2 protein-coding genes are annotated in these 671 nt (G+C 73.5%); both read left to right on the top strand.

The annotated features are described in order from the left end of the window. Positions 1–201: two-component regulator propeller domain-containing protein (locus tag FUT87_RS24630; protein ID WP_147242700.1), on the top strand; the 201-nt coding region annotated here is incomplete at its 5' end. Next, on the top strand, positions 198–671 hold a 474-nt coding region (locus FUT87_RS24625; RefSeq protein WP_222617273.1), incomplete at its 3' end, for a hypothetical protein. The genes FUT87_RS24630 and FUT87_RS24625, both read left to right, overlap by 4 nt.

Genomic DNA, 671 nt, shown 5'->3' with positions numbered 1-671 from the left:
GGGGGCGCGGCCGCGGCCAGCCTCCACGCCGACCTCGACGGGCGGCTGTGGATGGGCACCGACCAGGGGGTCTTCATCCGCTCTACCGGGGGCGACTGGTCGCGGCTGGATCGCCGCACCGGCCTGGTCTGGAACGATGTGACGCCGGCTTTCCTGGCCGACGCCGACGGCAGCATCTGGATCGGCACCGGCGCGGGTTGACGCACCTGCTGCCGGGGAACACGCAAGCGCCATTGCCCGCGCTGCGGCTGGAGGACATGGTGTTCGGCAGCACGAGCACCCGGGTGCCGCCGTTGGAGCCGGTGCCGTGGCGGGACCGCACGCTGCGCATCGCGGTGGGGACGGCCGGCTTCTCCCGGGCGCGTTCGCTGCGGATCGAATACCGCCTTGGCGCGGAGTCGCCCTGGCGGACCTCGCAGAGCGCCGTGATCGACCTGGGCGCGCTCGAGTCCGGCGAGCACACGCTGGAGGTGCGCGCCGGCGGGCTGACGAGCGTGGAAGCACCGGGGCCGGTGATGCGCCTTGCGTTCGACGTGCTTCCTCCCTGGTGGAACTCGCGCGAGGCACGCGCCGCGGCCGCCGTGTCCTTGATGCTGCTGTGGTGGCTGTCCATCCGATGGTCGCGCCGGCGCGACCGCGAGCGGCAACGGCAACTGGAAGCCGCCGTCGCG

Source organism: Mitsuaria sp. TWR114 (assembly GCF_007997345.1).
Note: the sequence above shows the minus strand (reverse complement) of the source record. Positions and strands in the feature narration are given on the sequence as shown.